The sequence below is a fragment of the Brevundimonas naejangsanensis DSM 23858 genome, assembly GCF_000421705.1.
Lineage (GTDB): Bacteria > Pseudomonadota > Alphaproteobacteria > Caulobacterales > Caulobacteraceae > Brevundimonas > Brevundimonas naejangsanensis.
In genome coordinates this window covers 348,431-371,365 of the sequence record NZ_ATXN01000002.1, presented here as the reverse complement: position 1 = coordinate 371,365, position 22,935 = coordinate 348,431, and the positions used below count along the sequence as shown (strand labels likewise).

The 22,935-nt window shown below is 66.8% G+C and carries 23 protein-coding genes; 17 read left to right on the top strand and 6 right to left on the bottom strand.

The genetic code is table 11. The features are described from left to right. The first annotated feature begins 44 nt into the window (after nt 1-44). Together H556_RS0102040 and H556_RS0102035 are read left to right on the top strand one after the other, a co-directional pair. Complete coding sequence (locus tag H556_RS0102040) at nt 45-539, top strand: CinA family protein (RefSeq protein ID WP_029673131.1); 495 nt, start codon at nt 45-47, stop codon at nt 537-539. After that, a complete protein-coding gene (locus H556_RS0102035) occupies nt 536-778 on the top strand; it encodes a sulfurtransferase TusA family protein (protein WP_024352860.1) in 243 nt (80 codons plus the stop codon). The genes H556_RS0102040 and H556_RS0102035 overlap by 4 nt, the downstream gene beginning before the upstream one ends. On the opposite strand, the gene H556_RS0102030 is transcribed toward H556_RS0102035, so the two are convergent. Further along, nucleotides 744-1,673: a YihY/virulence factor BrkB family protein gene (locus H556_RS0102030; protein ID WP_024352859.1), complete on the bottom strand. Its 930-nt coding sequence runs from the start codon at nt 1,671-1,673 to the stop codon at nt 744-746. The two genes, H556_RS0102035 and H556_RS0102030, sit on opposite strands and share 35 nt — an antisense overlap. Nucleotides 1,674-1,854: 181 nt before the next feature. Here H556_RS0102030 and H556_RS0102025 point away from each other — a divergent pair, with 181 nt between their 5' ends. Further along, nucleotides 1,855-3,162 carry a diguanylate cyclase domain-containing protein gene (locus tag H556_RS0102025; protein WP_024352858.1) on the top strand — a complete coding sequence of 436 codons (1,308 nt, stop codon included), beginning with the start codon at nt 1,855-1,857 and terminating at the stop codon, nt 3,160-3,162. A gap of 6 nt (nt 3,163-3,168) precedes the next feature. Here the strand turns inward: H556_RS0102025 and H556_RS0102020 are convergent, their stop codons facing one another. Then, a complete protein-coding gene (locus tag H556_RS0102020) occupies nt 3,169-4,311 on the bottom strand; it encodes a bifunctional 2-C-methyl-D-erythritol 4-phosphate cytidylyltransferase/2-C-methyl-D-erythritol 2,4-cyclodiphosphate synthase (RefSeq protein ID WP_024352857.1) in 1,143 nt (380 codons plus the stop codon). A gap of 65 nt (nt 4,312-4,376) precedes the next feature. Here H556_RS0102020 and dusB point away from each other — a divergent pair, with 65 nt between their 5' ends. The 7 genes from dusB (at nt 4,377) to H556_RS0101985 (ending at nt 13,258) form a co-directional block, all read left to right on the top strand. Continuing rightward, complete coding sequence (gene dusB, locus H556_RS0102015) at nt 4,377-5,426, top strand: tRNA dihydrouridine synthase DusB (protein WP_024352856.1); 1,050 nt, start codon at nt 4,377-4,379, stop codon at nt 5,424-5,426. Further along, complete coding sequence (locus H556_RS0102010) at nt 5,426-7,675, top strand: sensor histidine kinase NtrY-like (protein ID WP_024352855.1); 2,250 nt, start codon at nt 5,426-5,428, stop codon at nt 7,673-7,675. The genes dusB and H556_RS0102010 overlap by 1 nt, the downstream gene beginning before the upstream one ends. A 10-nt stretch (nt 7,676-7,685) precedes the next feature. Continuing rightward, a complete protein-coding gene (gene ntrX / locus H556_RS0102005; protein ID WP_024352854.1) occupies nt 7,686-9,092 on the top strand; it encodes a nitrogen assimilation response regulator NtrX in 1,407 nt (468 codons plus the stop codon). Beyond that, nucleotides 9,092-9,952: a D-amino-acid transaminase gene (locus tag H556_RS0102000; protein WP_024352853.1), complete on the top strand. Its 861-nt coding sequence runs from the start codon at nt 9,092-9,094 to the stop codon at nt 9,950-9,952. The genes ntrX and H556_RS0102000 overlap by 1 nt, the downstream gene beginning before the upstream one ends. Before the next feature lie 110 nt (nt 9,953-10,062). Further along, the gene (hfq, locus tag H556_RS0101995; protein ID WP_003164861.1) at nt 10,063-10,308 is read left to right on the top strand and encodes an RNA chaperone Hfq; all 246 of its coding nucleotides are present in this window, start codon (nt 10,063-10,065) and stop codon (nt 10,306-10,308) included. After that, a complete protein-coding gene (gene hflX / locus H556_RS0101990) occupies nt 10,309-11,622 on the top strand; it encodes a GTPase HflX (protein ID WP_024352852.1) in 1,314 nt (437 codons plus the stop codon). Between the two features lie 7 nt (nt 11,623-11,629). Continuing rightward, nucleotides 11,630-13,258, top strand: a complete 1,629-nt coding sequence (locus H556_RS0101985; protein ID WP_024352851.1) for a Na+/H+ antiporter — start codon at nt 11,630-11,632, stop codon at nt 13,256-13,258. A 1-nt stretch (nt 13,259) separates the two neighbouring features. Here H556_RS0101985 and mazG read toward each other — a convergent pair whose 3' ends face one another. Both mazG and H556_RS0101975 read right to left on the bottom strand, forming a co-directional pair. After that, a complete protein-coding gene (gene mazG, locus H556_RS0101980) occupies nt 13,260-14,048 on the bottom strand; it encodes a nucleoside triphosphate pyrophosphohydrolase (protein WP_024352850.1) in 789 nt (262 codons plus the stop codon). Next, entirely contained in the window at nt 14,049-15,434 is a 1,386-nt protein-coding gene (locus H556_RS0101975) for an MFS transporter (RefSeq protein ID WP_024352849.1), read from the bottom strand. A 118-nt stretch (nt 15,435-15,552) separates the two neighbouring features. Between H556_RS0101975 and H556_RS0101970 the strand changes: the two genes are divergently transcribed. The 3 genes from H556_RS0101970 to ygiD all read left to right on the top strand — a co-directional run bounded on the left by H556_RS0101970 (nt 15,553) and on the right by ygiD (nt 17,748). Continuing rightward, on the top strand, nt 15,553-16,410 hold the full coding sequence (locus tag H556_RS0101970; RefSeq protein WP_024352848.1) for a M15 family metallopeptidase: 858 nt from the start codon (nt 15,553-15,555) through the stop codon (nt 16,408-16,410). Next, on the top strand, nt 16,407-16,871 hold the full coding sequence (locus tag H556_RS0101965; protein ID WP_024352847.1) for an NUDIX hydrolase: 465 nt from the start codon (nt 16,407-16,409) through the stop codon (nt 16,869-16,871). Before H556_RS0101970 ends, H556_RS0101965 begins: the two co-directional genes overlap by 4 nt. A 121-nt stretch (nt 16,872-16,992) precedes the next feature. Beyond that, on the top strand, nt 16,993-17,748 hold the full coding sequence (ygiD, locus tag H556_RS0101960) for a 4,5-DOPA-extradiol-dioxygenase (RefSeq protein ID WP_024352846.1): 756 nt from the start codon (nt 16,993-16,995) through the stop codon (nt 17,746-17,748). Nucleotides 17,749-17,769: 21 nt separating this feature from the next. Here ygiD and H556_RS0101955 read toward each other — a convergent pair whose 3' ends face one another. Beyond that, entirely contained in the window at nt 17,770-18,180 is a 411-nt protein-coding gene (locus tag H556_RS0101955; protein WP_024352845.1) for a DoxX family protein, read from the bottom strand. 82 nt (nt 18,181-18,262) lie between these two features. Next, entirely contained in the window at nt 18,263-19,819 is a 1,557-nt protein-coding gene (locus tag H556_RS0101950; RefSeq protein WP_419185423.1) for an AMP-binding protein, read from the bottom strand. Nucleotides 19,820-20,036: 217 nt separating this feature from the next. Between H556_RS0101950 and lipA the strand changes: the two genes are divergently transcribed. From lipA to rpmF, 4 genes are all read left to right on the top strand, one after another. After that, complete coding sequence (gene lipA / locus H556_RS0101945) at nt 20,037-21,011, top strand: lipoyl synthase (RefSeq protein WP_024352843.1); 975 nt, start codon at nt 20,037-20,039, stop codon at nt 21,009-21,011. A 4-nt stretch (nt 21,012-21,015) separates the two neighbouring features. Next, on the top strand, nt 21,016-21,468 hold the full coding sequence (locus H556_RS0101940) for a type II toxin-antitoxin system RatA family toxin (protein WP_024352842.1): 453 nt from the start codon (nt 21,016-21,018) through the stop codon (nt 21,466-21,468). 4 nt (nt 21,469-21,472) lie between these two features. Next, on the top strand, nt 21,473-22,594 hold the full coding sequence (locus tag H556_RS0101935) for an NAD(P)/FAD-dependent oxidoreductase (RefSeq protein ID WP_024352841.1): 1,122 nt from the start codon (nt 21,473-21,475) through the stop codon (nt 22,592-22,594). A gap of 148 nt (nt 22,595-22,742) precedes the next feature. Beyond that, nucleotides 22,743-22,925, top strand: a complete 183-nt coding sequence (gene rpmF, locus H556_RS0101930) for a 50S ribosomal protein L32 (protein WP_024352840.1) — start codon at nt 22,743-22,745, stop codon at nt 22,923-22,925. Nucleotides 22,926-22,935 lie beyond the last annotated feature (10 nt).

Genomic DNA, 22,935 nt, shown 5'->3' with positions numbered 1-22,935 from the left:
CCGCAGGTCGAGGCTAGGACGACTCGAGGATGGAGCGAATTCCCATGTTGCCGCAGGATATCGAGGCGACCGCTGAAGGCGTGATCGGCCATGCGATCAAGGCCGGTCTGATGATCGCTACGGCCGAAAGCTGCACCGGCGGACTGGTGGCGGGCGCCCTGACGGCGATCGCCGGGTCTTCGGCCGTCGTGGATCGAGGCTTCGTCACCTATAGCAACGAGGCCAAGATGGAGATGCTGGGCGTGCCGCAGGACGTGCTGGCGCGTTTCGGAGCGGTGTCGGAACCGACGGCGCGGGCCATGGCCGAGGGAGCGAAGGCGCGCTCGCGGGCCCAGGTCGCGGTGTCGGTCACCGGCATCGCCGGGCCAGGCGGCGGCTCGGACGACAAGCCGGTCGGCTTGGTTCACTTCGCCATCGCAGGGCCTGAAGGAGCCGTGGCCCATGTCGAAAAGCGCTTCGGCGCCATCGGGCGCGATCAGGTGCGTCTGGAAAGCGTGCGCGTCGCCCTGGGCCTGTTGCTGGACGCGGCGGCTCGATGAGCGAGCCTGTCGTCATCGACGCGCGGGGTCACAGATGTCCGGTCCCCAGCCTGCGACTGCGCAAGGCGATGGAGGGCGCCTGTGCGGGCGCGCAATGGACGTTGTTGGCGACCGATCCGATGGCGCGTATCGACGTGCCTTTCCTGATGCAGGAAATGGGCGGTCAGGTCATTGGGATCGAAGAGTCGGACGGCGTGCTTCAGATCACTGTCGAGAGCGGCGACGCTCGGACAGGCTGACGACCGTGTCGGAATAGGCCTCGGGCGGGGGCAGGGCGGCGCGCTTTTCCCAGTCGATCTCCAGTTCCGTGGCGAAGGCGCCGCCATAGAAGACGGCGTTGACGTTCCACGACAGCCAGATCAGCAACACCACCACGGCGCCGACCGAGCCGTAGGTCGCGCCCAGATGCACGATCTGCTCGACGTAGATTGTGCATAGCCACGAGAAGAAGCTGGACATGACCGTGGCGACCAGACCGCCGATGACCGCCGCCTTCCACGCGACGCGCTTGGCGTGCGCCATGGCGTAGCGATAGAGCATGGTCAGCCCCAGCCACAGGCCGAGAGCAGGCCACAGGCCGTCGAGCGGCATCGTCATCCAGCCGCCCGGTTGGTCGACATAGGCGTGCTCCATCAGGCGCGAGGTGACGACGGCGCCCGACACCACGGTGAACAGCACGAAAGCCGCAAGCGCGACCAGGAAGGCCAGCAGGTTGAATTTGAAAAAGCCGAGCGGCTTGGTTTCGTCGTGGATCAGATTCAGCCCCGCCAGTAAGGCCTTGAAGCCCCGATGCGCGGCATAGGCGCCGATGACCAGGGCGATTGCGCTCTGCAGCGATACGGTCCGCGCCGAAGTATTGGCCAGGCGGTCGATCTCATTCAGGAACAGGGTGCGCGCGGCCGAGGGAATGACGTCCGCCAGGGCGGCCGCCTGTTCGCTGACCTGTCCTATCGTCAGGACGGCCTTGTAGAAGCCGATCAGGATGGCGATGGCCGGGAACAGGGCCAGCAGGGCGAAAAAGGAAACCCCGCCGGTATAGAGCATGACGTCCCGGCCCCAGCTTCTGGCGAAGGCGCGGCCTGCGAGGCGCGCCGTGTGCATGGGCAGGTCCGCGAGCGGTAAGGGCTGGGTCAATCCAAGGCCTCGTCGTCGAACAAGCGGGGGGATTAACCCCATTCGGCGTGAAGTGGGAACCCCTGATCGGCGGTCCGGCGGTACGCGATCTTGCCCATTGCGGGTCGCGGCTGCGCCGGTATCATGTCTCAAGGCTCGGAAAAGGCAGCGGGGGCGGCCGGCCGAAGCCAGGAGATTCTGCTTGCATCCGAACCCGCGCGTGCTGGTTGTCGCCGACGCTGACGACTCCCTGGATTCCCTGTGCGAGGGGCTGGATCGGCTGGGATGGCGAACCCTGACCGCGCGCGATCTGGATGCGGCCATCCTCGCGTTGGAAGACCTGACGATCGACGCCGCCGTCGTGGATACGGCCCTGTTGGACGCTTCGGCGATTGCGCGGCTGCGATCGTCGACGGATGCGCGTTACCTGACGATACTGGGCGTCGGGGCGCCGATAGGCGCCGGTCTCAATGGCTGCGATCTGACGCTTTCCAGGGCCCCGCATCCGGCGCAGGCCGCCATGCGGCTGGAACAGATGACCCGCGCGGCGGTGGCGGAGGAAGAGTTCGTTCTGCGTCAGGCCACGTTCGGCCAGCATGGCGTGCCCCTGGCGGCGCCGGACATGGAAGCGGCGCCGCTGAACATTCTGACCGCCGGGGCGGCGGACCGTCGATTCCTTGCGCTTTCGAACGCCCTGGTGGAACTGGGGGCCGAGGTGGTGGCGGCACCGACGCCCTATACGGCCTTCGACTATCTGCATGAGCGTGCGTTCGACGGCGCCGTCCTCTGGGGCGATCGATCGCATGCGCCCGCCCTGGCGATCGCGGCGGGAATGCGCCGGAACACGCGCCTGTACCATATTCCGCTGACCCTCTATCTGCGGGACGAGGAGGCGGGCGAGGCCTTGGGCGACCTGTACCGGCGAGGGTTCGCCGACGTCGCCGACCCGACGACGCCGGAAGAGGACGCCGCCGCCCGAGTGGTGGCCCTGGCGCGCAATCATCGCCGCCAGCAGGGGCTTCGCCGTGCGCTCGACGCGGTGCGGGGCAGCGACCTGATGGATGAGGCGACAGGGCTGTTCAGCCGCGACCTGTTCGCCTCGCATTTGAGCCGGCTGGTGGACGGGGCTCGAGTTCGCTCGCGGCCCTTGTCTGTCGGCGTGCTGCGCGTGGCGGGGCGCGAGGCTCTGGAAGCGTTGAGAGCGGGAGGCTGGCTGGAGAAGGCCATGCCTCAGGTCGGGGCCATGGTGTCCCGTCTGGTTCGTGTCGAAGACACCGCCGCCCGCCTGTCCAGCGAGACCTTCGCCCTTGCCTTGCCCGCTACCGACGAAGCCTCGGCCCGCCTCACAGCCGAGCGGATCGCGGCCGTCATCGCCTGCACGGCCTTTGACGCGGGCAAGGATCGCTCCCCGTTCGTGGTGGAGCTGGACGTCGGGGTGGCGCAGTTGAGCGCCGAAGATACGGCGTTGACCTTGCTGGAAAGGGCCGCCGCCGGACTGACCCGGGCCTGACCTCGATCAGCCGGGCAGTTCGACCGAGACAGCGGCCTGGGCGGCCAGACCTTCGCCGCGCCCCGTGAAGCCGAGGCCTTCGCTGGTGGTCGCCTTTACGCTGACCGCGTCCAGCGGCAGGTTCAACAGTTCCGCCAGACGCTCGCGCATAGCCTGTCGATGCGGCTTCACCTTGGGCTGCTCGCAGATCAGGGTGACGTCCACGTTGACGATGCACCCCCCGCGCGCCGCCACCCGCTCAGCCGCATAGACCAGGAAACGGTCCGAGGCGGCGCCCTTCCATTGCGGATCGCTGGGCGGGAAATGGTCGCCGATGTCGCCGTCGGCGATCGCGCCCAGAATGGCGTCGGTCAGGGCGTGCAGCCCCGCATCGGCGTCCGAATGGCCGATCAGGGTCTGGTCGTGCGGTATCTCGACCCCGCACAGCCAGACCGACGAACCGGGGCCCCAGCGATGGACATCGAAGCCCTGTCCGATGCGAACGACAGTGCGGGGGGGGGCGAGCGCCTCGGCCATGGCGAAATCCTCAGGATAGGTCAGTTTCAGAAGGCGGGGATCGCCGGGTACCAACCGGACGCGGCCGCCGGCGCGCTCGACGACGGCGGCTTCGTCGGTCGCCGTCTCATCGTTCGGCCATGCGGCATAGGCGTCGCGAATGGTCTTCAGGCGGAAGGCCTGAGGCGTCTGGGCGCGCCAGAGGTGGTCGCGATCGACGCCCCCGACAATGAAATCGCCCTCGGCTCGACGCAGGCTGTCGGCGACGGCGAGCGCGGGCAGGGCGCCGTCAGCGCCTTCAAGCCCCTGCAGCAGGGCCTCTATGATGTCAGCGCTCAGGAACGGCCGGGCGGCGTCGTGGATCAGCACAGGCTCTGCGTCATCCGCCGTCAGCGCCGCCAGACCGGCCTGAACCGAGGCGGCCCGGGTCGCGCCGCCGGGCACGACGCGCCAGCCGGACAGTCCGGCCAGAGCCGCCTGCGCCGTCGCTTCGGCGTCGGCGGCGATCACCACCACAACCTCACGCGCGCCAGCCTTCAGCAAAGCCTCGACCGACCAGGCGATGACCGGGCGTCCGGCGACGAAGCGCCACTGCTTGGCGCCCCCGGCCCGCGAACCCGAACCGGCGGCGACGACAATCGCTGAGAATCCCATGACGGCCTTCTAGGCGTCCCGGTTCCGCTTGACGAGAGGGGGCGCCTTCAGTGCTAAGGAGACTTATGACGACTGGCCTGCAAATTGGGGACGTAAGGATCGACGGACGGGTGCTGATGGCGCCCATGACCGGGATCACCGACCTGCCGTTCCGGGTGCTGGCCTCACAGTTGGGCGCCTCTTACGTGGCGACTGAAATGGTGGCGGCGGCAGAGTTGGCGCGCGCGCGGCCGGACGTGGTGCGCCGCGCCGCAGTGGGCGCGGGCTTGCCGCTGACGGTGATTCAACTGGTCGGCGGCGACGCCGAGGCCATGGCCGAGGGCGCGCGTATGGCGCAGAAGGCCGGCGCCGACATTATCGACCTGAACTTCGGCTGTCCCGCCAAGGAAGTCACCGGCGCCGCCTGCGGCTCGGCCCTGATGCGGACGCCGGATCAGGCGGCGCGGATCATGGAGGCGGTCGTTCAGGCCGTCAGTCGGCCGGTGACGGTCAAGATGCGGCTGGGATGGGACGACAACAGTCTCAACGCCGCCGATCTGGCGCGCCGGGCCGAGGCGCTGGGCGTGGCGGCTGTGACGGTGCACGGCCGCACTCGCAAGCAGTTCTACACTGGGATCGCCGACTGGGAAGCGGTGGCCGAGGTGAAACAGGCGGTGGCCATTCCCGTCATCGTCAACGGCGACATCATCACTGCCGAACAGGCGCGCGAGGCCCTGGAACGATCCGGCGCCGACGCCCTGATGCTGGGGCGAGGTGTCTATGGCCGGCCGTGGCTGGCCGCACACCTGGAGCGCGCCCTGATCGACGGGACGCAACTGCGCGAGCCGGATCGGGAAGAGCGGCTCGCGATCGTCATCCGGCATCTGCGGGCGTCGGCTGACTTCTACGGCCTGCCGCTGGGGCTGAAGATGTTCCGCAAACATCTGGGCTGGTACATCGAACAGGCGCCCTGGCCGGCCGATCCGACCGAGCGACGGGCCGCCAAGGCGCGCCTGTGTAGGCTGGAGACGCCAGAGGAGGTCGAGGAGGCGCTGACGGCGTTGTGGCTCGATGTGAAGCATTCTCGCAACTTCGATGTTGAAATTAAGCCACAGGTGGTTGAAGCTATCGCTTGATGTCGAACCCCGCCGCCCCGGCTGATCACCATAACTCGGAGCTTTCGCTCTGGGGGCGATTGGCTGGCGGTCGGGCGCGCGCCCTGTTCGGCACAGCCTATGCGGTCGCCTTCATCGTCACGGCGGCGGCGATCTGGCTTGTCGCCATCGCGCCCGGCGCGACCGGCGGAGGCGATGCCCGCTCAGCGGCCAGTCAGGCCGTGCTGTTCATCCTGCTGGCCAATCTGGTCCTGATTTTCGGACTGGCCTTTGTGATCGGCGTTCGCGTGTTGCGCCTGTTCCGCAACCGCTACGACCCTGGGGCGCGGCTGCATCTGCGCTTTGTGACCCTGTTCTCGCTGGTTTCGGTCGTGCCCGCAGTGCTGATCGCCCTGGTGTTCGGCGTTCTGGTCAACCGCGGCGTCGATCAGTGGTTCAGCGCGAATGTGCAATCGGCTGTCAGGAACGGCGCTGAGATCGGTCGGGCCTATGTCGCCGATGTTGGCAGCGGGCTTGAGGCCGACATGGAGACCATGTCCACTGAACTGGGCGGGGTGCGCGGCCTGTTCGACAACCGTATCCAGTTTTCCCGCGCCCTGGCTCAGATCGGCGACTTCTTCGGCTATCCGGCGCTTTATATCCTCGACGAGAACGGCCGGGTGCTGGCCAGCGGCGAGCGGCCCGGCGCGCCGCCCTATGTCGCGCCGCCCCGCGAAGCCCTGGAGACGGTTGCGGGCGGCGAGGTGGCGCCCACCACGGTGACGGAGAATCCCGACACGGTTCGCGCCCTCTATCCGCTGCCTGACTATGGCGACGCCTATCTCTACGTCGTGCGCCCGCTGGCGCCGGGCCTGATCCAGCGGATGCGCAACGGCGAGGAATCCATCACCGCCTATCGCGAGGCGGAGGAAAGCCGCGCCCGCATCCAGGCGGCTTTCGCCCTCAGCTATCTCGAGACGGCCCTGCTGGTGCTGGTTGGCGCGGTGTGGCTGGCCATGTCGGCGGCCAGTTCGATCTCGGCGCCCATAGGTCGTCTGGTGAAGGCGGCCGACCAGGTGGCCGGCGGCGATCTGGACGCAAGGGTCGATAATGCCGAGGCGCCGGCAGAGCTGATCGTCCTGTCCGAAGCGTTCAACCGCATGACGCAGGACATCAAGACCCAGCAGGCCGCCTTGAAGACCGCGTCCGACGAGGCTCAGGCCCGAAGCCTGTTCATTGAAACCGTGCTGTCGGGCGTCAGCGCGGGCGTCATCGGCCTGGATCGCAAGCGCCGCATCTCGGCCATCAACGACAGCGCCAGCTATCTGTTGGGGCTGGACGCCGAGCATGTGCAGGGACGGCGGCTGGCCGAGGTGGCGCCGGAATTGGGCGAACTGTCCGAGCGTGGCGAGGCCCATATCGAAGAAGACATCGACATCGACCGCAACGGCGATGCCCTGCGCCTGCGGGTCCGTATCGAAGGCGGGCAGGGCGGCGAGATGGTGCTGACCTTCGACGACATCACGCGTCTGGTCACGGCCCAGCGTAACGCCGCCTGGCGCGATGTGGCGCGGCGCATCGCCCATGAGATCAAGAACCCGCTGACCCCGATCCAGCTGTCGGCCGAACGCTTGCGTCGCCGTTATCGCGAGCAGGTCGGCGATGATGTCGAAGTTTTCGACCGCTGCACCGAGACCATCATCCGTCAGGTTGGCGATATCGGACGGATGGTGGACGAATTCTCGTCCTTCGCGCGGATGCCCGCGCCTCGTTTCTCACGCGAGAACCCGGCTGAAATGCTGCGCGAGGCGGTGTTCGCACAGCGCGTTGCGGCGGGGGATATCGGAGTCGATCTGATCGAGCCCCTGCCGGACGTCGCGATGCAGGCTGACGGTCGCATGGTTCGTCAGGCCCTCGCCAATATCCTGAAGAACGCAGGCGAGGCGGTGGCCGGTCGACGCGAGCGGGACGGGGTGACGGAGCCCGGTCTGGGGATCATCGCCCGTCTGACGGTCGAGGACGGTTTCGCTTCCTTCATCATCGAGGACGACGGTGTCGGCCTGCCGGCCAAGGACCGAGACCGGCTGACCGAACCCTATGTAACGACGCGCGAGAAGGGGACGGGCCTGGGCCTGGCCATCGTCAAGCGCATCTGTGAAGACCATGGCGGAGAGCTGAGGCTGGCCGACGCCGAAACCTTGTCAGGCGCGCGCGTGTGCCTGACCTTCCCCCTGAGCCAGGATCATAAGGCCGCCGCCCGCGCTTCCAGCGCGATGCGGACGGCGGAGTAAGAGAGGCGTCATGAAAAGCACCGGTGCCGACATTCTGGTCGTCGACGACGAAGCCGATATCCGCGAGCTGGTTTCCGGCCTGCTGGAGGACGAAGGCCACGCGGTCCGCACGGCCGCAAACTCGGACGAGGCCCTGGCCGCCATCAAGGCGCGCAAGCCATCGCTGGCGGTCCTGGATATATGGATGCAGGGCGGCGGGCTGGACGGCCTGGAACTACTGGATGTCGTGCGCGAGCTGGATGAGGACCTGCCGGTCGTCATGATCTCGGGCCACGGCAATATTGAAACGGCGGTCAGCGCCCTGAAGCGCGGCGCCTATGACTTCATCGAAAAGCCGTTCAAGTCCGACCGGCTGGTGGTGGTGGTCGAGCGGGCGCTGGAAGCGGCTTCTCTGAAGCGCGAGAACCGTCGCCTGCGCGCCCAGACGCTGACGCCCAGCGGCCTGATCGGCAAGTCTGTGGCGGCGCAGGCGCTGCGCAGCACCATCTCCAAGGTGGCGCCCGCCAACAGCCGAATTCTGATCGCCGGGCCTCCGGGCTCGGGCAAGGAACTGGTCGCGCGCCAGATCCACGACGCCAGCCCGCGCGCCCGGGCCGAGTTCGTGGCGATCTCGGCCGCCGGCATGACGCCCGAGCGCCTCGACGTCGAACTGTTCGGGGAAGAAGGCGGCGACGGTCGCCCGCGCAAGATCGGCGTCTTTGAACAGGCGCATAACGGCACCCTGTTCCTCGACGACGTGGCCGACATGCCCCGCGAGAGCCAGAGCCGCATCCTGCGTGTTCTGGTTGAGCAGCGGTTCCGCCGCGTCGGCGGCGAACAGGATGTTCAGGTCGACGTGCGGGTCATCAGTTCGACCTCGCGCGATCTGCGTCTGGAGATCAGCGAAGGGCGCTTCCGCGAGGACCTGTTCCACCGTCTGAACGTGGTGCCGATCCGCGTTCCGCCGCTGTCCGAACGTCGCGAGGATATCAGCGAACTGGTCGAGTATTTCGTCGATAGCCTGTCGTCGTCGCAGGGACTGCCGCATCGCCGCATCGCCGATGACGCCCTGGCTGTGCTGCAGGTCCACCCGTGGCCCGGCAACGTTCGGCAACTGCGCAACAATGTCGAACGCCTGCTGATCCTGGCGACCGGGACGGCGGACGAGCCGATAACGGCGGACATGCTGCCGCAGGAGGTGGCGTCGTCCGCCAGCCCCGCCTCGCTCAGCGCCGATCGCATCATCGCCCTGCCGCTGCGTGAAGCCAGGGAGGTGTTCGAGCGGGAATATCTGTCGGCGCAGATCATGCGCTTCGGCGGCAATATCTCGCGCACGGCCGCCTTCATCGGCATGGAGCGGTCGGCGCTGCATCGCAAGCTTAAGTCGCTGGGCGTGTCGCCCGCACGCGGCGGAGACGAAGAAGGAGAGGGCGCCTGATGTCCAGGGTCGCCTATGTAAACGGCGTTTATCAGCCGCACGGTCAGGCCGTTGTCCACATCGAGGATCGCGGGTTTCAGTTCGCCGACGGCGTCTATGAGGTCTGGTCGGTGTTTGACGGCAGGCTGGCTGACTATCAGGGTCACCTGAGCCGGTTGGCGCGCAGCCTGACCGAGCTGCGCATCGACATTCCCATGTCGGCCCAGTCGCTGGGCATCGTCCTGCGTGAAACCATCCGCCGCAATCGGGTGCGCAACGGCCTGGTCTATATCCAGATCACGCGCGGCACCGCCCCGCGCGATCACGCCTTCCCAAAGGATGTGGCGCCCAGCGTCATCGTCACCGCGAAGTCTGTCGACCTGAAGAAGGGCGAGGCCCTTGCCGCCAGGGGCGCCGCCGGGGTCACCCACCCAGACATGCGCTGGGGACGCTGCGACATCAAGACGGTCGGCCTTCTGCCCAACGCCCTGGCCAAGCAGGCGGCCCGTGAACGCGGCGCTTACGAAGCCATCCTGTTCGACGAAATGGGCATGGTGACCGAGGGCTCATCGACCAACGCCTGGATCGTTGACGAGAACGGCAAGCTGAGGACCCGCGACACCCAGGCCAACATCCTGCGCGGCATCACCCGCGCGGCGATCCTGAAACTGGTGGAGGCGGAAGGCATCGAACTGGAAGAGCGCGCCTTCAGCGTCGAAGAGGCCAAGCGCGCGCGTGAAATCTTCGTCACGGCGGCCAGTTCCTTCGTCATGCCGATCGTGTCGCTGGACGGAACCCGCATCGGCGAGGGCAAGCCCGGCCCGGTGGCGGCCCGTTTGCGCGAGATTTATCTGGAACAGGCGCGCCGCGAGGCCATTTAAGCCGTTGCCGCACCGGCGGGGGCGTGGCTAAGGTCGCGAATGCGGGCGACGTCCCGCCTCGCGGCCATTCCGCCGTCGATGAAAAAGACCAAGAACAGGATCAACCTGCCATGTCGCAAGACAAACGACAGAACCTCCAGGACACCTTCCTGAACAGCGTCCGCAAGACGAAAACGCCGCTGACCATCTTCCTGGTGAACGGCGTCAAGCTTCAGGGCATCGTCACCTGGTTCGATAACTTCTGTGTGCTGCTGCGTCGCGATGGCCAATCGCAGCTGGTCTACAAGCACGCCATCTCGACCATCATGCCGTCCGCGCCCGTGCAACTGTACGAGCCCGACGCCGAAGAAGACTGATTGACCTCCAAACTCATTGACCACGCCGTCCCGCTGATCCGGGCCGTCGTCATCCATCCCGACCGTCGCGGCGACAATGCGCGCCATGCTTCCGAACGCCTGGAAGAAGCCGTGGGCCTGGCCCAGGCGCTGGACCTTGACGTTCGCGCGCAGGAGATCGTGCGCCTGCGATCCGTCACGCCCGCCACCCTGATTGGTCGGGGCAAGCTGGAAGAGATTTCAGCCCTGATCCTTGCGGCCGACGCCGAGGCGGTTGTCGTCGACGACCAACTGACCCCGGTGCAGCAGCGCAACCTTGAACGCTTCTGGGACATCAAGGTCATCGATCGAACCGGGCTGATCCTCGAAATCTTCGGCCGCCGCGCCCGCACGCGCGAAGGCCGTCTTCAGGTCGAGCTGGCGCGGCTGGAATATGAGCGCTCGCGTCTTGTCCGCACCTGGACTCACCTCGAGCGCCAGCGCGGCGGCACGGGCGGCGTCGGCGGCCCCGGCGAAACCCAGATCGAACTGGACCGGCGGATGATCGCCGACCGCATCGTCCGGCTGAAGGCCGAACTGGAAGAGGTGCGCCGCACGCGCGGCCTGCACCGCAAGGCGCGCAAACAGGTTCCGTTCCCGTCTGTCGCTCTCGTCGGTTACACCAATGCGGGCAAGTCGACGCTGTTCAACCGGCTGACCGGGGCTGAGGTGATGGCCAAGGACCTGCTATTCGCCACCCTGGACACGACCCAGCGCACCATCCGCCTGCCGCAGGGGCGCCCGGCCATCATCGCCGATACCGTGGGTTTCGTCTCCGATCTGCCGCACGAACTGGTCGAGAGCTTCCGCGCCACGCTGGAGGAGGTCGGCGAGGCCGATCTGATCCTGCATGTGCGCGACATCGCCTCGCCCGACAGCGCCGCCCAGGCCAAGGACGTCGAGACGGTGCTCGAGCAGATACCGACGCCGGAAGGAAAGACGCGCCGCATCCTTGAGGTCTGGAACAAGATCGACCTGCTGGAACCCGAAACGCGGGAAGCCGTGGTCGGTCAGGCCGAACGTCTTGCGCGCGAGGGAACGGCCGTGGCTGTGTCTGCCTGGACAGGCGAGGGGATCGAGGCGCTCCGCGAAACAATCGCCGCCCTGATCGACGATGACCCCGAGACGCAGCTTACGGTCGAACCGCATCGCGGCGACCTGCTGGCGTGGCTCTACGCCAACGGCCGCGTAACGGGGCGCGAGACCGACGAGGGCGGCCGGGTTCATCTGACGGTCCGTCTGCATCCCGCCGCGCTGGGGCGACTTGAACGGCTGTATCCGGATGTGATCGACTGATCCCGTCATGCATCTGATCGAGACCATCCTCTTCCTGTTGCTGGCCGTGGTGCTGTCGGGATGGGTGGCTCGCATCACGCGCATCGCCCTGCCTCTGGTGCAGATCGCGCTGGGCGCGGGGGTGGTGCTGATCACCGGCGAGTCGGTCGATCTGAAGCCGGATGTCTTCTTCCTGCTGTTCCTTCCGCCGCTGCTGTTCGTGGACGGTTGGCGCATCCCCAAGGAGGCGTTGTTCCGGGACCGGGTGGTGATCCTGGAGCTGGCCTTGGGGCTGGTGGTCTTCACCGTTCTGGGGTTGGGCTTTCTCATCCACTGGATGATCCCGGCCATGCCGCTGGCCGTGGCCTTCGCCCTGGCGGCCATCCTGTCGCCGACGGACCCGATTGCGGTCCAGGCCATCGCCGGGCGGGCGCCGATCCCCAAGCGGCTGATGCATATTCTCGAAGGCGAGTCGCTGCTGAACGACGCCAGCGGCCTGACCTGCATGCGGATCGCCGTGCTGGCGGCGACGACCGGCGCCTTTTCACTGACCAGCGCCTTTGGAACCTTCGCCTGGCTGGCTCTGGCGGGCGTGGCTATCGGCGTCGGCGTCACCCTCGCCATAGGGCTGGTGAAGGCCTTCATCAGCCGTCGCTGGGGCGAGGATGTCGGCGGCCAGATCCTGATCAGCCTGCTGATGCCCTTCGCGGCCTATCTGGCGGCCGAAACCATCCATGCTTCCGGCATTCTGGCGGCGGTGGCGGCGGGCGTGACGATGAGCTTCACCGAACGTCAGGGCTCGGCCCTGGCCGCGACCCGCATTCGCCGCGCCGTGGTCTGGGACACGGTGCAGTTCGTCGCCAACGGCCTGATCTTCGTCATCCTGGGCGAGCAGATGCCGTCCATCATGGCGCGCGCCGCCGAGGTGACACGCACAACCCAGCACAGCGAGTTATGGTGGCTGGCGGTCTATGTCTTCGCCATCGTCGCGGCGCTGGCGGTGTTGCGCTTCGTCTGGGTGTGGACCTCGCTGAAGCTGACCCTGTTCCGCCGCAAGGGTCGCGGCGCCCCGCCCAAGGTCGGTTTGAGGCTCGTGGCGGTCATGTCTCTGGCGGGCGTGCGCGGCGCCATCACCCTGGCCGGCATTCTCACCTTGCCTTTCTATCTGGGCGACGGGTCGCCGATGCCGGCGCGGAACCTGGCCATCTTTCTGGCGGCGGGCGTGATCATCGTCTCGCTGGTGCTGGCGACTATCGCCCTGCCGCGCCTGTTGAAGGGCGTCCAACTGCCGCCCGAGGATGATCATCAGGCCGAGGAAAACCGCTCTCGCGTCGCAGCCGCCTGGGCCGCTATCCGCGCCATCGAGGACGCCCAGCACGCGATGGCCGAGGGCAAGGCGGACCCCGACTTCTACACCGAAACCGCCACACGAGTGATGGAAGTCTATCGCCACCGCATCGACATGCGCGCCAGCATGGAGGCCGACGCCGTCGTCCAGGCCCGCCGCTCCGACGAGATCGAGCGCCGCCTGCGTCTGACGGGCCTTGCCGCAGAGCGAGAGGAACTGGTCCGCCTGGGCCGTCAGCGGCTGATCGACGAAGAGACGGCCCGCAAGCTGATCCGCGAGATCGACCTGCAGGAATTGCGCTACATCTAGCTTAGGCTCGCTCGGCCGCCTTCGCCGCGTCCCACAGGGCGTCCATTTCGGGCAGGTCGGACTGTTCCGGCGCGCGGCCATCCTTCTTCAACTCGGCTTCGATGAACTCGAAACGACGCACGAATTTGGCGTTGGCGGCGCGCAGGGCGTCTTCGGGCTCGACCTCCAGCTTGCGGGCCAGATTGGCGACGACGAACAGCAGGTCGCCCAACTCCTCGCGCGCCTTGTCCTTGTCGCCCGCCGCGATTTCGGCGCGCAGTTCCTCGACCTCCTCAGCCAGTTTGTCGAAGACCTCGTCGGTCGAGGGCCAGTCGAAGCCGACACGGCCTGCGCGCTTGGTCAGTTTGGCGGCGCGGGTCAGGGCGGGCAGGCCGACCGGCACGTCGTCCAGCACGCCATGCTGTTCCTTGGCCCTGCGCTCGGCGGCCTTGATGTCTTCCCAGCGGGCCTTCTGGGCCGGGCCGGTGGCCTTGGCCGCCTCGTCGCCGAAGACGTGCGGGTGGCGGCGGATCAGCTTGTCGGCCATGGCCTCGGCCACGTCTTCCAGCCGGAAATGCCCGGATTCCTCGGCCATGCGCGAGTGGAAGACGACCTGGAACAGCAGATCGCCCAGCTCGACCCTCAGCTCGTCCATGTCGCCGCGCTCGATGGCGTCGGCGACCTCATAGGCTTCCTCGATCGTATAGGGGGCGATGGTCTGAAAGGTCTGCTCCACGTCCCAGGGACATCCGCCGTTCGGATCGCGCAGGCGAACCATGATGTCCTTCAGGCGGTCGACGGGGTGGGTCATTCAGGCGTGTCCGGCGTCTCTTTGCGCCAGGGCGGCGCGGATTTCATCGTGCCTGCTCGCAGTCAGGGGATAGCCCTTCAGCACCCAGGCGGTGGCCGCCAATAGCAGGCCCGGCACGGCGATGAACAGGATCTGCAGGATCAACAGCGAGAAGTCGCTGTTCCCTTCCGGCCCCGGCAAAGCCTTGAACCCGACCAGCGGCAGAATGGCGTAAGGAAGCAGGGCGAAGACGTGACCCATCTTGGTCGTGGCCGACAGGATGGAGAACATCAGGCCGGTGCGGTCCACGCCCGTCTCCAGCCGCACCTCGTCGCCCGCATCCGCCATCATCGCCCGCAGAAGGAACAGGCCCGCCGCATAGGGCAGGCCGGCGATGAACATGGCGACCGCCGTCAGGGCGAAGTTCCCGCCCGGCACCAGGGTCGCGCCAACGTAGAAGACGGCGAAGATCAGGCTGGCCACGGCCAGGGCGCGGTCCTTGCCGATCCGGGTCGCCAGCCAGGCCCAGATGGGCGCCCCGACCAGGCCCGCCATGAAGTAGATGAGCATGAACAGCGACGCCTGGGTGTGATCGTAACCCTTGATCTGGCCGAAGAAGAAGAACAGCAGCGACCCGGTGATTCCCGGCGCAATGCCCAGCAGCAGGTCGGCGATCAGCAGCTTGCGCACCGTCTTCATCCTGAACAGGGCCAGATAGGCGCGCGGCCCGCCGTGCGGCGCGGCGCCCGCGTTGACCGGCTCGGGCACGGCCACCATCGCCAGACCGATGGTCAGGGGCAGGGCGATGATGATGGCCCAGCCCATGATGCGTACGCCGTCGACGTAGTTCCCCAGGCCTGTCTTCACCACGATGGTCGGCAGGATCAGGATCAGGATCACGCCGATGATGTTGAACACCTGCCACCAGCCATAGACGCGGCTGCGCTGGTCGTATTGCGGCGCGAGAACGGCGGCCCAGCCCAACTGCCCCAGCGTTCCCATCGAGAAGCCGAGGTAGAGTACAAGCAGCCAGGCGAACAGGTAGACGGGCCCGGCGCCCGGCTGGACCGTCACGAACATCATCAGCGCCGCCAGCATCAGGATCGGCGTCGCCACGGCCATCCATGGGCGATAGCGGCCCAGGCGCGTGCGCGTCCGGTCCATCCCCCAGCCGATAAAGGGGTCGAACAGGATGTCGATCAGCCGCACCGCCATGAAGACGGCGGCCACCATGCCCATCTCGATGCCGACATGGGTGGCGTAGAACTCCGGCAGGGTGACGGGCAGGGCGACGCCGAAAGCCGCCAGCGGCAGGCAGGGCCCTGAGAAGGCGGCCAGGATGGCGTTGGAGCGACGCGGCGCGTCGGGCGCAGCTGTGGCGGACGAAGGCGCGGCGGTTGCGGTCATGCGGTCACGGCCCGATCGCGGCGCGAGTCGGCCGCAATCGTCACCATGCAGGTTTTCGACGCAGGCGCGAAGACCGCGAGGGCTTGCGGCGACTCTCATCCTGAGGCCTGCTGCGGGCATGTGGAAAGCGTCCGCCTTCGTTATCGCCGCCTTGGCCGCCGCCTTCGCAGGACAGGCTCACGCCGAGGCGCCGGAACCTGCACCGACCGCCCAGATCTGCGATCGGGCGCCCGGCGCCTGGGACGATACGGCCGAGGCGAACGCCATCTCCTTATATGCGCTGGAATGGGTTCCGTTCGGGCCGTCGGAACTGGGCTGGGAAGCCTATGTGCCGCTGATCCAGCATGAGGTCGGCTCGCCCTGCGATCCGACATCGGCGGGGTTCGCTGAAGCCCTGGCGGCGTTCCAGGCGCGCTATGGGCTGACGGCCAGCGGACGGTTCGACCAGGCGACCTTTCAGGTCTTGCGGGGCCTGTGGCAGGAGCGGCGGCCCTTCGTCATGGCGCGGGTGAGGGGGGAATGCCCTGATCCGCCCCCCGTCGCCGACCTGGCCTATCTGACGACGGGCGAGGAACATGCTGAACGTCTGACGCGCCTGCTGCGCCGCGACGTGCTGGAGGCCTATCGCGCGATGGCGGCGGCTGCCCGCGCCGAAGTTCCTGAGATCGCCGCTGAGCCGGAACTGTTGCGCGTTTTTTCTTCCTTCCGCGATCCGGAGGCCGACGCCGCCCGATGTGCACGTGACGGCAATTGCGACGGCCTGCGCCGCGCCGTCTGCTCGCCGCACCGCACCGGCACGGCGGTCGATCTGTATGTCGGCCACCTGCAGGGCATGGGCGTGGATTCCACCGACGTTCACAGCCGCCGCCACATGAGCCAGACCCCGACCTATCGCTGGCTGGTCAAGAATGCGGGGCGGTTCGGCTTCGTCCCCTATGTCTATGAGCCCTGGCATTGGGAGTGGGTCGGTAGATGATCCGCCCCTTGGCGCACGGCGAAGCGGCGCTGGCGCGCGAGGTGTTCGGGCGCGACCTGCGGCTGGACGATATCCGCTTTCTGGGCTCGCCCTGGCCGTTTGATCGCGCCTTCGTGCCGGGGCGCTGGTTCGGACGTGACTGGATCGTCTGGCCCAGTGCGACGCTGGCGCCGGACCTGTCGCAGGCGCTGTTGAGGACGCAGGCGGTCTTTATCCACGAGCTGGTTCACGTCTGGCAGGCGCAGAACGGCGTCAACCTGCTGACCGGCAAGCTGAAGGCGGGCGACGGGCCGGGCGCCTACGCCTATCCTGTCGATGATCGCTGTGAATGGATCGGCCTGAACATCGAACAGCAGGCCATGGTGGTCGAGCACCGCTTCCTGCTGTCACGAGGCGCTCGGGTTCCCGCCGATCCAGCCTTTTATCAGCGTGTCTGTCCGATCGGACTGTCGGATTTTTGAGGCGAGAGTCTTGCGGACCTGCGTGAGAAGCCTAAATCAGTCACCAACACTGTTGCCGAATAGGCATCGTACTTCATTCTCATCGGAGCCGTGACGCCCAAGAAGCGGCACGGTTAAGGTCATGCGCCAACCCGCACTCTTTTTTGGTCATGGTTCGCCCATGAACGCCCTTGGCGGTCCTTTCGCAGAGGCCTGGCGAACCTTGGGGCAGGACGTCGGCAAACCGAAAGGCGTTGTCATGGTTTCGGCTCACTGGGAGACGCGCGGGCTGGGCGTGACGGCGCAGGAACAACCGGAAACCATCCATGATTTCGGAGGTTTTCCGGCTGAACTTCACGCCATGCAGTATCCGGCGCCAGGCTCGCCTACGCTAGCGAGCCGCGTGGCGGAGCTGACCGGGGCCGCGCCCACGACCCAGTGGGGGCTCGACCACGGAACCTGGTCCGTGCTGGCGCACGTCTGGCCCGACGCCGACGTGCCCGTGGTGCAACTGTCGTTGGACCGAACCATTGACGCCCGCGCACACTATGAACTGGCGAAGCGCCTGCGCCCCTTGCGGGATGAAGGCGTGATCGTCGCCGGTTCGGGCGACTTCGTGCACAATCTGCGGACGTGGAAGCGCGCGGGCGGCGAGCCTTATGACTGGGCGGTCGACTTCAACGAGGCGGTGAAACGCGCCTTCATGGCGGGCGACCATGACGCCCTGATCGACTGGGTCCATCTGGCCGAGCAGGCGCAGCTCAGCGTCCCGACGGACGAGCACTATCTGCCGTTGCTCTATGTCGCCGCTCAGCAGGCGCCGGGCGAGCCCTTGAGCTTCTTCAATGATGTGATCGACGGCGGCTCGATCTCGATGACGGGCGTCCGGATCGGCTGACCGGACGCCGCGTCGCGGGTGTCAGCGGCGGCCGCCGCGCAGGGCGCTGTCCAGAGACCACGGCCCCGGTCCGGCGAAGACCAGATACAGGAAGACGAAGCAGTAGAGGGCCGCCAGCTCCCCGCCGTTGTTGATGGGGTAGGGGCTTTGCGGCGCGTGAACCATCCAATAGGCCACGGCGGTGAAGCCGGACAGGATGAAGGCCGTCGGGCGGCTGAACAGGCCCAGCACCATCAGCACGCCGCCGACCAGTTCGATCGGTCCGGACCAGCCCGCCAGCGTCGACAGGTTAATGCCCTGGCCTCCTCCGCCCGGCGGGAAGCCGAGAATCTTCTGCGCGCCGTGCTGAAGCAGCAGCAGGCCGGAGACAATTCTGAGAAGGCTGAGGAAATGCGGTTCCCAGCCGGCCAGGGATGTCGAACGTCGAGCCATGAAGTCTCCTCGGTCGTGGCGTCCCGAGAGCGGGACCGAACCGTCGAGGTTATGACACTGGCCGAGAACGGCAAGCGCCTTGTCAGGCGCCCTTCAATTCATCCTCGACCCGCTTCTGGATCGTCACATAATCGGTTTTGCCGGTGCCCAGGACGGGAATGCTGTCGACCTTGATGATCCGTTTCGGCACGGCCAGTTCGGGCGCACCGTTTTCTCGGGCCCACTCCGTCAACTGAGCGGTCTCGGCTCCTGCAACGTCGGTGACCAGGACCAGGCGCTCGCCCTTCTTGCTGTCAGGGACGGCGACGACGGCGTGGTGGCCGGTCGGCCAGACGGCGCCCGCCATGCCTTCAACAGCCGTCAGGGACACCATCTCGCCGCCGATCTTGGCGAAGCGCTTCACCCGTCCAAGGATGGTGATGTAACCCTCGGCGTCGATGTCGACGATGTCGCCGGTGTCGTGCCAGCCGTCGGCCAGAGGCTCCAGATTGTCCGGATCGTTCGGCGAGATATAGCCTTCCATCACGTTCGGGCCGCGCAGGAACAGGCGGCCGCCGACCGCAATGCCCTCGACCGGCTCGATCCGGTATTCCATGCCCGGCAGGATCTGACCCACCGTGCCCGGCCGGTTGCGGTCGGGATGGTTCACGGCCACGACCGGCGCCGCTTCGGTGGCGCCGTAACCTTCCAGCAGGGTCAGGCCGCCGAACTTGGCGTCGAAGGCGGCGCGGGTTTCTTCGCGGACCTTTTCGGCGCCCGCCACGGCGAACTTGAGGGTGGCGAAGTCGCCGGGCTCGGCCACGCGGGCGTACTGGTTCAGGAAGGTGTCGGTGGCGAACAGGATCGACGCCTTCACCTGGGGCAGCAGGTCGGTGATCTGCTTGGCGTGCAGCGGCGAGGGGTATTCAAACGCTTTAAGCCCCTGCAGCAGCGGTAGGATGACCCCGCCCGTCAGGCCGAAGCAGTGGAAGGTCGGCAGCGGGTTGAACATCACCCAGTCGGGATCCAGGTCGATGTGGGCCGCCACCTGGCGCGCGTTGGCGACCAGATTTTGCTGGCTCAGCACTACCCCCTTGGGCGCGCCGAAGCTGCCCGAGGTGAACAGCACGACACCCGCCGAATCCGGGTCGGTCTTCACGCGGAAGCGCTTGGGCGCCATGCCCGCGCTGAGGCCGTACAGCTTGTCGGCCAGGCCGATGGTCTTGCGAATGTCGTCCAGCCAGACAATCTCGGAAACCTCGCCGAGGGCCTCCATCAGGTCGTCCAGCTTGGCCTGTGTGACGAAGCGTTTGGCCGACAGGATCTTCTTTACGCCTGCCGTCTTCAGGGCCGCCTTCAGATTGGCCTCGCCCGAGGTGAAGTTCAGCATGACCGGCACCCGGCCGAAGGCGTGCAGGGCGAAGAAGGTCACCACCAGGCCTGCGCTGGACGGCAGCAGCACGCCGACGCGCTCGCCCGGCTGGGTCAGTCTGGCGATCTTGCGGCCCAGCACGAAGGCGGCGCGGATCAGGCCCGTATAGGTCAGGGGGTGGCGATCCTGGTCCTCCAGAATCTCCTTGTCGCCGTAGCGGGCGCGCGCATCGACCAGCGCGTCGAACAGGGTCTCTTCATAGACCTTGGGGTCCAGGGCTGCCCGCAGCAAGCACGTCCTCCTTCGGAGGGCTCTCAGACGGCCCTCTCGGTTACAAGAGGCCGGAACCTAGTGACGTAAGGTCGGCTTGAAAAGATGCGTAACGCTGCGTGAGGCTGTTCCGGCGTCGGACTGAAACGCAGTGTGCCTTGCGTTTGCACTACGGAAAGCCGACATAGCATCGGAAATCCGGCCGCCCTCGAAAACAGGATTCAGACCACCGACAATGGTCACGCTGATCGACACCTTGCAGAAGAAGCCGTCCGAGCTTCGTCACCCGGAAAAGCAGAACCGGCCGGATTCGGTCGTGCTGAAAAAACCGGACTGGCTGCGCGTAAAGGCGCCCGGTTCGGGCCAGTACAACGCGACCAAGGACATCGTTCGCTCCAAGGGGCTGGTGACGGTCTGTGAAGAGGCCGCCTGCCCGAACATCGGCGAGTGCTGGAGCCAGAAGCACGCCACCCTGATGATCATGGGCGACACCTGCACGCGGGCCTGCGCCTTCTGCAACGTCAAGACCGGCCTGCCGCAGCCGCTGGACCCGGAAGAGCCCGCCAAGGTCGGTCTGGCTGTGGCCCAGATGGGCCTGAACCACGTCGTCATCACCTCAGTGGACCGCGATGACGTGTCGGACGGCGGCGCCGCCCACTTCGCCGAGGTGGTGCGCCAGATCCGCCTGCAGGCGCCGAACACCACGGTCGAAATCCTGACGCCTGACTTCCTGCGCAAGGACGGCGCGGCCGAGGTGATGATCGACGCCACGCCCGACGTCTTCAACCACAACCTTGAGACGGTTCCGCGCCTTTATCTGAAGATCCGGCCGGGCGCCCGCTACTTCCACTCCCTGCGCCTGCTGCAGATGGTCAAGGAGCGCGACCCGAACCAGTTCACCAAGTCCGGCATCATGGTCGGTCTGGGCGAGACCAAGGAAGAGGTCATGCAGGTGATGGACGACATGCGGTCCGCCGGCGTCGACTTCATCACGATCGGCCAGTACCTGCAGCCGACGCGCAAGCACGCCCCGATCGACCGCTTCGTCACGCCCGAAGAGTTCAAGGCCTATGAGGCGATCGCGCGGGCCAAGGGCTTCCTGATGGTGTCGTCCTCGCCGCTGACGCGCTCGTCGCACCACGCGGGCGACGACTTCGCCCGGCTGAAGGCGGCGCGCGAGGCTCAGCTGTCGTCCCGGAACGGCCGCTGATCCTTTGGCCGTCCATCGCGTAACGCGCATTCTGCCCTATGCGCCGGAACAGCTCGCCGCCCTGGTGGCGGACGTGCGCGCCTATCCCGACTTCGTTCCGTGGATTACCTCCATGCGCGCCTGGAACGTGCGCGACGAGGCGCCGGGCATGCATCTGCTGGACGCAGAGGCCGGCGTCGGCTTCGCCTTCCTGACCGAGAAGTTCTCGACCTGGGTGCGCCATGACGTCCATGCGCCCAAGGTCGAGGTCGGCCTGATCCGTGGCCCGTTCAAACACCTGAAGAACCGCTGGGAGTTCCATCCGCACCCGCAGGGGACACGACTGGAATTCTTTATCGACTTCGCCTTCAAGTCGCGCATGCTGGACATGATGCTTCAGGCGAACTTCGACCGGGCGGTCGACAAGCTAATCCAGTGTTTCGAGGGCCGCGCCAAGGCCCTCTACGGCAAGAGGTAAGACCATGGGCGCGCCTTTCGACTTCGATGCGACGGTCGTGGGCGCGGGGGCTGTGGGGCTGGCGTGCGGGCGGGCGCTGTCGCGACGCGGCCTGACGGTGCTGGTGCTGGAGAAGGAGCCGCACATCGGCCAGGGCGTCTCCTCGCGCAATTCCGAGGTGATCCACGGCGGGCTGTACTACCCGACCAGCTCGCTGAAGGCGCAGTTCTGCGTCGAAGGGCGGCGCGCCCTCTATGACTTCCTGGAGAGCCGCAAGGTCGATCACTGGAAATGCGGCAAGCTGGTCGTGGCGACCGAGGAAGCCGAGGTCGAGCGCATCGAGGCTATCTTCCAGCAGGCCGTGGTCAATGGCGTCGAAAACCTGGAGCACCTGACCGGCGCGCAGGCGCGGGCGCTGGAGTCGGAACTAAACGCCCACGCCGCCATCCTGTCGCCCGAGAGCGGCGTGTTCGACAGCCACGGCTACATGCTGGCCCTTCAGGGCGAGATCGAGGACGCGGGCGGCGCGGTCGTGATCTCGGCGCCGTTCGAGGGCGCCGAAAGCCTGCCGGGCGGCGGCTTCTCGATCCGTGTGGGCGGGGAGGGGGCGATGACCGTGACCAGCCGCCTTCTGGTCACCGCGCCCGGCCTGTCGGCTCAGGAAGTCGCCGTGCGGATCGAGGGCTATCCGGCAGCGGATATTCCTGCGCGTCATTTGGGCAAGGGAATCTACTTCCGCCTGACGGGGGCGGCGCCGTTCAACCGTCTGATCTATCCGCCGCCGATTCCCGGCGCGCTGGGCACCCACTACCGCACGGATCTGGGCGGGCAGGGCGTGTTCGGGCCCGACTTGGCCTATGTCGAGACCGAGGACTATTCCGTCGATCCGGCCAAGGCGGAAGAGTTCGCCCGCTACATCCGCCGGTTCTGGCCGGGCGTGACGGTCGAGCGGCTGACGCCTGACTACGCAGGCATCCGGCCCAAGCTGCACGGGCCGGGTGAGCCGCAGCCGGACTTCCAGCTTCATGGCGCGGCGAATCACGGGCTGGAAGGGCTGATGGCGCTTTTCGGCATCGAAAGCCCCGGCTTGACCAGTTCGCTGGCCATCGGCGAGGCCGTGGCGCAAAGCCTGACGGCAAGGGTTTGACGGTCGGTAGGCCTGACGGCGTCGAGGCCCTTGAAATCGGTTGCGTCTTCATGCATAAGCCCGCCCTCGCGTGGCGGCTCTTATCGGGGGGCCGCCGCTGTTGTTTTCGCGTCTTCACCGGCGCACCGACTTAGAGATTGAGACGGACATGGCCGTTCCGAAGCGCAAAACCTCCCCCTCGCGTCGCAACATGCGTCGCGCTCATGACGCCCTGGGCGCCAACACCTATGTCGAAGACAAGGACACCGGCGAACTGCGTCGTCCGCACCACATCGACCTGAAGACCGGCATGTACAAAGGCCGTCAGGTCCTGACCCAGCAGGAAGACTAAGTCTTTCGGG

Bases quoted from the DNA above. Each gene is read 5' to 3' on its own strand.
- H556_RS0102040 (WP_029673131.1), top strand. From the start codon at position 45: ATGTTGCCGCAGGATATCGAGGCGACCGCTGAAGGCGTGATCGGCCAT.
- H556_RS0102035 (WP_024352860.1), top strand. From the start codon at position 536: ATGAGCGAGCCTGTCGTCATCGACGCGCGGGGTCACAGATGTCCGGTC.
- H556_RS0102020 (WP_024352857.1), bottom strand. From the start codon at position 4,311: ATGGGATTCTCAGCGATTGTCGTCGCCGCCGGTTCGGGTTCGCGGGCC.
- dusB (WP_024352856.1), top strand. From the start codon at position 4,377: ATGACGACTGGCCTGCAAATTGGGGACGTAAGGATCGACGGACGGGTG.
- H556_RS0102010 (WP_024352855.1), top strand. From the start codon at position 5,426: ATGTCGAACCCCGCCGCCCCGGCTGATCACCATAACTCGGAGCTTTCG.
- ntrX (WP_024352854.1), top strand. From the start codon at position 7,686: ATGAAAAGCACCGGTGCCGACATTCTGGTCGTCGACGACGAAGCCGAT.
- H556_RS0102000 (WP_024352853.1), top strand. From the start codon at position 9,092: ATGTCCAGGGTCGCCTATGTAAACGGCGTTTATCAGCCGCACGGTCAG.
- hfq (WP_003164861.1), top strand. From the start codon at position 10,063: ATGTCGCAAGACAAACGACAGAACCTCCAGGACACCTTCCTGAACAGC.
- H556_RS0101985 (WP_024352851.1), top strand. From the start codon at position 11,630: ATGCATCTGATCGAGACCATCCTCTTCCTGTTGCTGGCCGTGGTGCTG.
- mazG (WP_024352850.1), bottom strand. From the start codon at position 14,048: ATGACCCACCCCGTCGACCGCCTGAAGGACATCATGGTTCGCCTGCGC.
- H556_RS0101975 (WP_024352849.1), bottom strand. From the start codon at position 15,434: ATGACCGCAACCGCCGCGCCTTCGTCCGCCACAGCTGCGCCCGACGCG.
- H556_RS0101970 (WP_024352848.1), top strand. From the start codon at position 15,553: ATGTGGAAAGCGTCCGCCTTCGTTATCGCCGCCTTGGCCGCCGCCTTC.
- H556_RS0101965 (WP_024352847.1), top strand. From the start codon at position 16,407: ATGATCCGCCCCTTGGCGCACGGCGAAGCGGCGCTGGCGCGCGAGGTG.
- ygiD (WP_024352846.1), top strand. From the start codon at position 16,993: ATGCGCCAACCCGCACTCTTTTTTGGTCATGGTTCGCCCATGAACGCC.
- H556_RS0101955 (WP_024352845.1), bottom strand. From the start codon at position 18,180: ATGGCTCGACGTTCGACATCCCTGGCCGGCTGGGAACCGCATTTCCTC.
- lipA (WP_024352843.1), top strand. From the start codon at position 20,037: ATGGTCACGCTGATCGACACCTTGCAGAAGAAGCCGTCCGAGCTTCGT.
- H556_RS0101935 (WP_024352841.1), top strand. From the start codon at position 21,473: ATGGGCGCGCCTTTCGACTTCGATGCGACGGTCGTGGGCGCGGGGGCT.
- rpmF (WP_024352840.1), top strand. From the start codon at position 22,743: ATGGCCGTTCCGAAGCGCAAAACCTCCCCCTCGCGTCGCAACATGCGT.